Genomic DNA, 8,240 nt, shown 5'->3' on the forward strand with positions numbered 1-8,240 from the left:
CGCTGAGACCGGTCCTCGAAGGGCTCGTCGTGTGCGACAGCGGCTCAGCGCGTGGTGAGCTGGCTCGGCGCCGGGCCGGGGTCAGCGGTCACGGCGGTGCGCCGGCCGCAGCGCTCCAGGGCGGTAGACCACAAGGCGAGCCCGAGGGCGGCGGCGGCCATGAGTGCGCCGACCCAGTTGGGGGCGGTGTAACCGAAGCCGGCGGAGATAACGAGGCCGCCGAGCCACGCGGACAGAGCGTTGCCGAGGTTGAAAGCACCGACGTTGAGGGCGGAGGCCAGGGTCGGGGCACCGTGGGCCTGGTCGAGAACACGCTTGTTCAGTGGCGGCACGGTGGCGAACCCGAACGCGCCGACGAGCATGATGGTGATCGCCGCGAGGATCTTGTTGTGTGCGGTGAAGGTGAACAAGGCCAGCACCACGGCCAGTCCGCCGAGCGCGACGTAGAGCATCGGCATCAGCGCACGGTCGGCGAGTCTGCCGCCGGCGAGGTTGCCGATGACCATGCCGATGCCGAGCAGGATCAGCAGCCAGGTCAGTGAGCCCTCGGAGAAGCCCGCGACCTGAGTCATCATCGGGGCGATGTACGTGATCGCGGCGAAGACGCCGCCGAAGCCGAGCACGGTTATCGCCATCGCGAGGGGAACCTGCGGGTTGCGCAGGGCGGCGATCTCGTGCCGCAGGTGGACGCCTTCGGGGCGGGGCATGGCGGGGACGAACTTGGCCAGCGCGAGCAGTGCGATCACGCCGAGGGCGGCGACAAGGGTGAAGGTGACGCGCCAGCCGGCGGCCTGGCCGATGTAGGTACCGAGCGGGACGCCCACGACGTTGGCGACGGTCAGGCCGGTGAGCGTGATGGCGATAGCGCTGGCCTTCTTCTCCGGGGCGACCAGTTCGGTGGCGAGGACCACGCCGATGCCAAAGTACGCGCCGTGCGCGAGCGAGGTGACGACGCGCCCGGCGAGCATCAGCCCGAAGTTGGGGGCGAGCGCGGACAGCAGGTTACCCAGGACGAACAGGGCCATCAGCAGCAGCAGTATCCGCTTGCGGGACATCTTCGTGCCGAGTGCGGTCATCAGCGGGGAGCCGAACACGACGCCGAGGGCGTAGACGGTGACCAGCAGTCCGGCGGTGGGAATGCTGATGTGGAAGTCGGTGGCGATCTGGGGCAGCAATCCCGTGGGGATGAACTCCGTGGTTCCGAGGCCGAAGGCACCGATGGCGAGAGCAAGAAGCGCCAGGGGCATGGGTTCAACCCTTCCGTGTTGTTTGAGTGAGTACTTGATGTCCAGGCCGCTTCCGGACTGCCGGGCAATAGTGCGCTGGAGATTGTGTGGGGTAGAGGGGAAGCTGAAGCCGGTCAGGCCCGGTCGGCCGCGACCGCGGCCTCGGGCCTGACCGGGCGGTGAACCACGTCCTGTTCATCCGGTCCCTCGACCGTTGCAGCACGGGATCGCGCCGGTGGAGATCCTCGTGACCACCGGCGCGATCCTGCCTACGGAGCTGTTCCTTGCCGTCCGCGGGGATGGCCGTTGCTCATCCCTGGATGGTGAGAGTTACTTCTGCAGGAAGGACTGCAGTGCGGCGGTCACTTCCTTCGGCCTCTCCTCGTTCACGAAGTGGCCGGTCTTGGCCAGGACTCGTCCCTGGACGTCCTCGGCGTACTCGTGCCACTGGTTGGGGACTCCGGAACCGAAGGAATACTGACCACCGATCGCGAGGATGGGCATCTTCAGCTTGCCCTGGGCCAGGAACTCCTTGTTCTGCTGAACATCCGTGCGGAGCCCGCGGTAGACGTTCATCCAGGCCGTCGCGCGGCCGGGCTCCTTCAGGAAGTGGGAGTAGTAGTCGAAGTCCGACGCCGTGAACGGCGACTTGTCGCGGTTCACGTACTCAAGCATCATGTCGTGGACGATGACGCGCTCGTGACCGGCGATGAGCTTTTCAGCGAGAGGCATCTGGAACAGGCCGAAGTGCCACGGCGAGGGCCTGTTCGGGTCGGCGTTGAGCGCGGCGTAGGTGTAGATGCTCTTGTCCGGGACGGGAGCTTCCATCACAGCCATGCTCCGCACCTGCGAGCGGTACTGCGCCGCGTAGCCGTAGGCGACCCACATACCGATGTCGTGGGCGACCACCTGGACGCCGTTGTTGAGCTTCAGCTGTGTCAGCAGCTGATGTACGTCCTTCGACAACTGCACTGCGTCGTAGCCACTCTTGGTGACCTGGGACTGGCCGGCACCACGCAGGTCGACGGCGATCACGGTGTGGTTCTTGGAGAGCGGAACCATCTCCTTGCGCCACTCGGACCAGTCCTCGGGGAACCCGTGGATCATCACCACAGGTGACCCCTTGCCACCCCGCACGTAGTGCATACGGAAGCCATTCACTTCCGCGAACTTGGACCGAAAACCAGCGGGTGGCTGAGACTGCGGGTAAGACGACGTCGGGCGGAGTGCCGAGGAGTCATGCGCGCGACTCTCACCCCATGCTCCGGAGCTCAAAGTCACGGAACCCACCAGGAGAGCCACCATAGCCGTGATGAGCGCGATGAGCTTGTTGGTCTTCCCTGCTCCGGTACGTGGATCTTCGCTGGACACCTTGCTGTCGCTCATCTTCTTGCTCTCTCTGTGTGTCGGGGTTCAGTGCAGGCGCCGTGTGCGCGGTGCCCGGGCTCCCGTACGGGTTGGTGCCGACGGTCGCTTTGGGCTTGTCGGCCCACTCCTGGAGTTAACGCTGTCAGGGATTGGGCTGTCAAGCCCAATCCAGGTATCGTTCGAAGCATGAACCCACCGCAGAAGCTCGGGAGCCTCAGCGCGGTGGCGCTCTTGAGCACTCCGAGGCCATCCAGGTGGCCTGCTGAGCGAAGGCGTAGGTGTGTCCGGTGCCGTGACGGGCCCAGGGCGCCGCCGTCACCGTCACCCGTGTCGGTGGCAGTCCACCCGTGGCGCGTCGGCTGACCGGAAGACCCGCATCACCGGCTGATGGCCAGGCCTGCCGGGCCACCCGCGCATTCCTCGCGTGCCGTGGCCGCCAGCGTGAGATGGCTGATACCGAGCGGCACGTTTGGCGAGATGGTGACCGAGCCCAACAGCAAGGGATGCTCCCGCTTCTCTGCATCGATGAAGCCCGACTCGAAAGATCGCTGGAGTCCGTCCCGGCTGACGGCTGAGGAACTCCCTAGGCGCATCCTTGCCAGGCTGGTCGAGTTGGAGAAGGCGGGGGTTGAGTAGGTAAGGGGCTCAGCGGTCCAGCCCCTGGCGCTTCCAGCCTGTCAGCGAGATGGGCGCCGTGGTCGGAGGATCGCCGACCAAGCGCTGGCACCTCAACGTGCGGCCTTCTCCACGGGGGTTCGGCAACGACCAGCATGCATTCCACCATTCGGTCTCGAATTCGGCCTGCAACTTCGACCGCGATACGCGGACCTGCTGCAAGTGGTTGGTGTTCGTCACCGGCTCCGCGGCCGCCCGCAGCCCCTACAAGACCGAACGCATGGTGTTTCACACTTGCCCGCGCTGCTCCAGATGCATGCCGTCGACCGTGGCTCGGGTCTCCTCGTCGTCGGGGCCGTAGACCACGCACATGTCATCGTGGAGCGGCTCGAGCGTCCGCCGGCCTCGACGAGGCGCCCCTCGGACAGCTCCAGGAAGCCGATGGCGCGGCGCAGTTCACACGACGGCGTCTGACGTTGTGTACGCGCGAAGATGCTCGACTGCGGCATACAGCGCGTCACGCAATGGCGCTAGGTCGCGGGTGATCTGCCGAGCAGGCTGCCTCTCTGGTAGGCGGCGAGCAGCATGTGTGCGAGTCGCGCCGGATCCGCCGACGCGTCGAGTCATCCGTCATATTGCATCCGCTCGAGTCCCGCTCGGAAGATGTCCCGCCATTCGGCGAAGACCCGGGTTAGGTCAGGGTTAGGTCGTCGCGGACATCCAGACCGGTCTTGACGATCTCGCTCGCGAGGGATCCGAGGCTGCAGCCGTTCTCGAACGGGCGGCCGGAGACGACGAAGAAGGCCGCCCACTCCTGGTACGCCTCGATCGTGTCGAAGCCGGCGAACCGTTCGCTTCGGTGAAAGCCGAGCACGCTCTCGGCCTGCCAGTCGATGACGGCGCGTACCAGGCTCTCCTTGTTCGCGAAGTAGTGGCTCAGCTGCGAGCCGCTGACCCCCGCTGCTCTTCGCACCAGCTCGTTGTTCGTCGCGTGGACCCCGCGCGTGTAGATCAGGTCGGCGGCGTGCTCGAGGATGCGACCTCGCGTCGCCAGGCCCTTGTCCGTGCGCTCGCGAAGATCACGCGATCCATCGTTCATCTGCATGTCACCAGCCTATCTCGCAGATTGGGCTCGGCGGCCCAACGTGGCACCGATTGGGCTTGACAGCCCACTACGCGTCGTGTTTACTGCGAGTGGGCTGAATAGCCCAGTCCCATACCGTCCGGAGGACCACCACCATGTCCCGTCTCAGCACGCCCGAGCTCACCGACGCCAAGGCGCAGGGCACGCTCGACGCCATCTCCAAGCAGTTCGGCTTCGCTCCGGGCATGTTCACAGCGCTCGCCGCCAACCCGACCGTCCTTGAGATCGTGATGGGCCTGCAGGGCAGCATCGCGAAGCTCCTCGACGCGAAGACCCGCCACACGATCGCGCTGGCCACGTCCCACTCCAACAACTGTGACTACTGCTCGGCGCTGCACGGATACATCTCCGCGAACCTCGGAGGCATGTCCACCGAGGAGATCGAGCTGGCCCGCACCGGCGGCTCCACCGATCCCAAGCGTGCCGCCGTCGCTCGCTTCTCCCAGCAGGTGATCGAGACCCGCGGTCAGGTGGGCGACGAGGACATCGCCGCGGTCCGCGAGGCCGGGTACACGGACCCCGAGATCCAGGCGATCGTCACCGTCGTGGTCGTCACGCTGCTCACGAACTACCTCAACAACGTCAACGACACCGTCGTCGACATCCCCGGTGCGGGCGCGTAACCAGCGACGTCGCGACCGCGTGGACTGGCACGGAGGTCGCCCCGATGAAAGCGATGTTCAGCACGTACTGACGTGACTCCAACGCCCAGAAACCGCCTCCTGACCCGATCTCTGCGACAACGAAACGAAAGCCAATCATGGATCTCAACAATCTGATCACCAAGCACCTCACCCGCTACTTCGACCCAAACAAGAAGATCCCGGAGGAGACCTTCCAGCTCCTGCTGCGCTACCTGCGCACCTCGCCGACGACGATCAACATCCAGCCGATCCACTTCTTTGTGCTGGAGTCGCAGGCCGGCAAGGACAAGCTTGCGGACGCTCTCGTCGGCCGCTTCGAGGACAACCAGGAGAAGGTGCGGAACGCGTCGCACGCGATCGTGTTCACGACCCGCAAAACGATTCCCGACGAGCACTTGCAGGAGATCTTCGCGAAGGAGCGCGCAGACGGTCGCTTCGCGGACCCGGAGATCCAGAAGGGATGGGAGGCTGGAGCGTCCCACTTCGTGGAGATCCAGTCGGAGAACTATGGCGGCGACGTGCTCCACTGGCTGGAGAAGAACACCTACCTCGTGGTCGGCGCGACCATGATGGCCGCCGCTTCTCTCGGAGTCGATGCCACCCCGTTTGAAGGGTTCGACCGCGCGGCGATCGACAAAGCGTTCGGCCTCACCGACACCGACTTCACCACAACGCTGATCATGGCGCTCGGGTACCCGGACGAGACGCGCGTCTCTCGCCAGCCGGTCTCGCGCTTCGACGCCGAGAAGATCTTCACCCACATGTGACGAACTGAGCGGGTGCGCGATCGGCGCGCCTGCTCGGTTCTGGGGGACTCGACTGTCCGGCGCCCGCACCTCTCCTCGACGGACGCCGGGCAGTCGCCGGTCGGCTCGGCCCGTGCCGTCCGAGACAGCCCGCAGCCGCGGGTCGACCAGCCCCAGAACCCCCTCATCCTCGAAACGGCGCCGCATCCTCTGGATCAGCGCCAGCCCTCCGTCGCCTGCCAGTCGATCGACAGCCAGTCGGTGAGGTCGTCCTCCGGTCCGTTCACCGCAGCCCGGTGAACCACGGCGGAGTCCGCCGTGGCTGTCGGTGTCGCCATGGTGTCCAACTTGTCCTTCGGTTCGAGCGTTGATGGTCATCGGGTCCTCACAGGCCCACCTGATCCACGTCAGCACCCTTTCGGGTCCGGGCAGGGCCCGTATCCGGCCAGTTGTGCGGGACGACCGGCAAAGGCGCTGGCCATCAGTCCCGGTTTCCTGCTGCCTTTCGGCTGCCGGCCTTGGCTTTTTGGATCATCCTGTGCCCGCTGGGGAGTTGGGCCTTCCTTGCGGTCGGCTTACCGGAGAAGCTGTCTCCGGACCCCGTCGGGGTTGCCACGTTCCACGCGAGCGAGATACGACCGGGGTGGGTGCCCCCTATACTCCGGGACGGCGATGCTCTCCCGGCTGACAAAGAATCCCCAACCGGCGCCTACCGCTTTCCAGCGGCCAGTCCTGCACCCCGCTGGAACATCCCATCTGCGGAGCCAAAGATCACGAAGCATCATCAGGGGTTCAGTCGCCTTCACCCGTCCGGTCTTCCCCTTGCCTGTGGTCTGCGGATGGAACGCAGACCCTTGGGCTTTTCCCCCGAGCTCCGCACCGAGCCGTTACCGGCACCGCACGTCGGGGTGGGGACTGGCCCTGAGCACTGGCCAGGAACTACGCTGCCGACGTCAGCCGTCGGGCCTCTGACCAGCGCATTCACTCATCTCGTGCAGCATCGTGTCGCACCTCCTTCTTCTTCGTGTCCACGCTGATCACCGGCTGGCCGGCGTCCCGGTGATCGCGGGCCTGTTCGTTGATGTAGCGGAACTGCGCGTCGCGGTCGGGGTGCTGGCTGCCCTCGATCGTCTTGGCGTTGGCCTGCAGGCTGAAGCCCTCCTCGCGCAGCAGGTCGCCCACGGTGTCCGCCGAGATACGGTGGCCCTGCCGGGTGAGTTCCGGCGAGCTTGCACGTCGACTTCGTCGTCCAGCGCAGCGGCGACATCGGGTCCCCACGCATATCCCGCTCGACCAGCCAACAGTGCAAGGCGCAACCCCTCGTCCACCTCGGCCGCCCTCTTGCGCCCGCCGCCGGGGCGGCGGACCCGCCCCGAAGGCCCCGCGCCCGCCTCCAGCTCGTCGACGCCCTTGCGGACGGTGGTCTCGCTGACCCCGGCCGCCTGTGCGACCGCCCGGATCCCGCCATGCCCCATGATCCGGGCCTCAGTTCCCATCAGCAGACGGCGCTGACGCTCACCCAGATGCGGAACCAACACCGCTAATCTCACGACGAGTTGCTCACGACTCTCCTGCGATATGGCCATATCACGTCAACGAGCCAGATCCACGGAAGCAACACCTTGATTCTCTGCGCGCCCTAAAAGAGTCCACGTGCACCACTGAATGCCCGTTGAAGATGAATGAGACAGGTTCGGTGACGCTCGTCGACACGGTGGTCGTGCGAGGACATACAGGAGCCCGAACAGTAGTCGTTGGGCACATACCCAGTGCCCGACTGCCGTTTTCTTGGATCGTTTGTTTGGCCGACGACCGGTCGTATCCGCAAATCCGGCCGGTGGGAAGAGCTGTGGAGCGGTGGCAGTTGGTCTTGATCCTTCCCCTATGAGGGCTCAACCCTGGTATGACCATCCCTGGCCGTGAGCAACGTCACGCACGGTCGACGTTTGGGCACCAGGACGAGTCGGTACCGGGATTATTTTTGATCAGCCCACGATAGGCGGCGCCCGGTCGACCAATGGCCGATCTCATGTCGTTCCACCGACAAGCAGGTTGCCCGTCCGAGAGAGACGAGTAAGAAGTCGCGCCACCCTGACGCTGATCGTCAAACAGTCTCACAGCGACTCGGCCCGAGTGGAGTGGGTATCCGGCTGCTGGCGGCTCTCGCCCTCATAAATGAGGAGTTGATCACGTCACCGCACCGGCGCTTCCCGTGACGTGCAACCAAGATACCGGCTCTCAGCCCCTAGGAGAATCATGGGCATCAGAATAGGAAAGACCAAGAAACTGTACGCCTTCGTCGCAGCTCTGGCCGCACTCGTGGCCGTCTCGGTGACCCTGAGCTCCGGGGCATGGGGGGCGAGCCGGCAGCATGGCTCAGCGGGTTCGAAGTCGGCTCCTGTGTTCCCGCAGGACAAGCCACCGGCCGGCTTTCAGTCCAAGTATGCGGAGGTGAACGGCTTCCGCATGCATTACGTGATCGGTGGTAAAGGATCAC

Annotated in this window: 6 protein-coding genes and 2 pseudogenes; 3 read left to right on the forward strand and 5 right to left on the reverse strand. The window is 65.3% G+C overall.

The window, feature by feature from the left end:
• Positions 1–44: 44 nt before the first annotated feature.
• The 3 genes from ADL25_RS44970 to ADL25_RS50160 form a co-directional block, all read right to left on the reverse strand.
• Entirely contained in the window at positions 45–1,247 is a 1,203-nt protein-coding gene (locus tag ADL25_RS44970; protein WP_059133775.1) for an MFS transporter, read from the reverse strand.
• A 309-nt stretch (positions 1,248–1,556) separates the two neighbouring features.
• Positions 1,557–2,333 carry an alpha/beta fold hydrolase gene (locus ADL25_RS44975; RefSeq protein WP_234381324.1) on the reverse strand — a complete coding sequence of 259 codons (777 nt, stop codon included), beginning with the start codon at positions 2,331–2,333 and terminating at the stop codon, positions 1,557–1,559.
• Between the two features lie 1,567 nt (positions 2,334–3,900).
• Positions 3,901–4,314, reverse strand: a complete 414-nt coding sequence (locus ADL25_RS50160) for a TetR/AcrR family transcriptional regulator (protein ID WP_199839328.1) — start codon at positions 4,312–4,314, stop codon at positions 3,901–3,903.
• 134 nt (positions 4,315–4,448) lie between these two features.
• Between ADL25_RS50160 and ADL25_RS44985 the strand changes: the two genes are divergently transcribed.
• Positions 4,449–4,976, forward strand: coding sequence for a carboxymuconolactone decarboxylase family protein (locus ADL25_RS44985; RefSeq protein WP_059133777.1), 528 nt, complete (start codon positions 4,449–4,451; stop codon positions 4,974–4,976).
• Between the two features lie 137 nt (positions 4,977–5,113).
• Positions 5,114–5,764 carry a nitroreductase family protein gene (locus tag ADL25_RS44990; protein ID WP_059133778.1) on the forward strand — a complete coding sequence of 217 codons (651 nt, stop codon included), beginning with the start codon at positions 5,114–5,116 and terminating at the stop codon, positions 5,762–5,764.
• Positions 5,765–5,958: 194 nt separating this feature from the next.
• On the opposite strand, the gene ADL25_RS51765 is transcribed toward ADL25_RS44990, so the two are convergent.
• Together ADL25_RS51765 and ADL25_RS47755 are read right to left on the reverse strand one after the other, a co-directional pair.
• Positions 5,959–6,081, reverse strand: coding sequence for a hypothetical protein (locus ADL25_RS51765; protein WP_267889310.1), 123 nt, complete (start codon positions 6,079–6,081; stop codon positions 5,959–5,961).
• A 670-nt stretch (positions 6,082–6,751) separates the two neighbouring features.
• Positions 6,752–7,329 (reverse strand): annotated as a pseudogene (locus tag ADL25_RS47755) (ISAzo13 family transposase); the annotation flags it as partial.
• 670 nt (positions 7,330–7,999) lie between these two features.
• Between ADL25_RS47755 and ADL25_RS49585 the strand changes: the two are divergent.
• Positions 8,000–8,240 (forward strand): annotated as a pseudogene (locus tag ADL25_RS49585) (alpha/beta hydrolase); the annotation flags it as partial.

Source organism: Streptomyces sp. NRRL F-5122 (assembly GCF_001507435.1).
In the GTDB taxonomy this organism is placed as follows: domain Bacteria; phylum Actinomycetota; class Actinomycetes; order Streptomycetales; family Streptomycetaceae; genus Streptomyces; species Streptomyces lannensis.

Excerpts from the sequence above, each read along its gene's own strand:
- ADL25_RS50160 (WP_199839328.1), bottom strand. The coding sequence starts at position 4,314 with ATGCAGATGAACGATGGATCGCGTGATCTTCGCGAGCGCACGGACAAG.
- ADL25_RS44985 (WP_059133777.1), top strand. The coding sequence starts at position 4,449 with ATGTCCCGTCTCAGCACGCCCGAGCTCACCGACGCCAAGGCGCAGGGC.
- ADL25_RS44990 (WP_059133778.1), top strand. The coding sequence starts at position 5,114 with ATGGATCTCAACAATCTGATCACCAAGCACCTCACCCGCTACTTCGAC.
- ADL25_RS51765 (WP_267889310.1), bottom strand. The coding sequence starts at position 6,081 with ATGGCGACACCGACAGCCACGGCGGACTCCGCCGTGGTTCACCGGGCT.
- ADL25_RS44975 (WP_234381324.1), bottom strand. The coding sequence starts at position 2,333 with ATGATCCACGGGTTCCCCGAGGACTGGTCCGAGTGGCGCAAGGAGATG.
- ADL25_RS44970 (WP_059133775.1), bottom strand. The coding sequence starts at position 1,247 with ATGCCCCTGGCGCTTCTTGCTCTCGCCATCGGTGCCTTCGGCCTCGGA.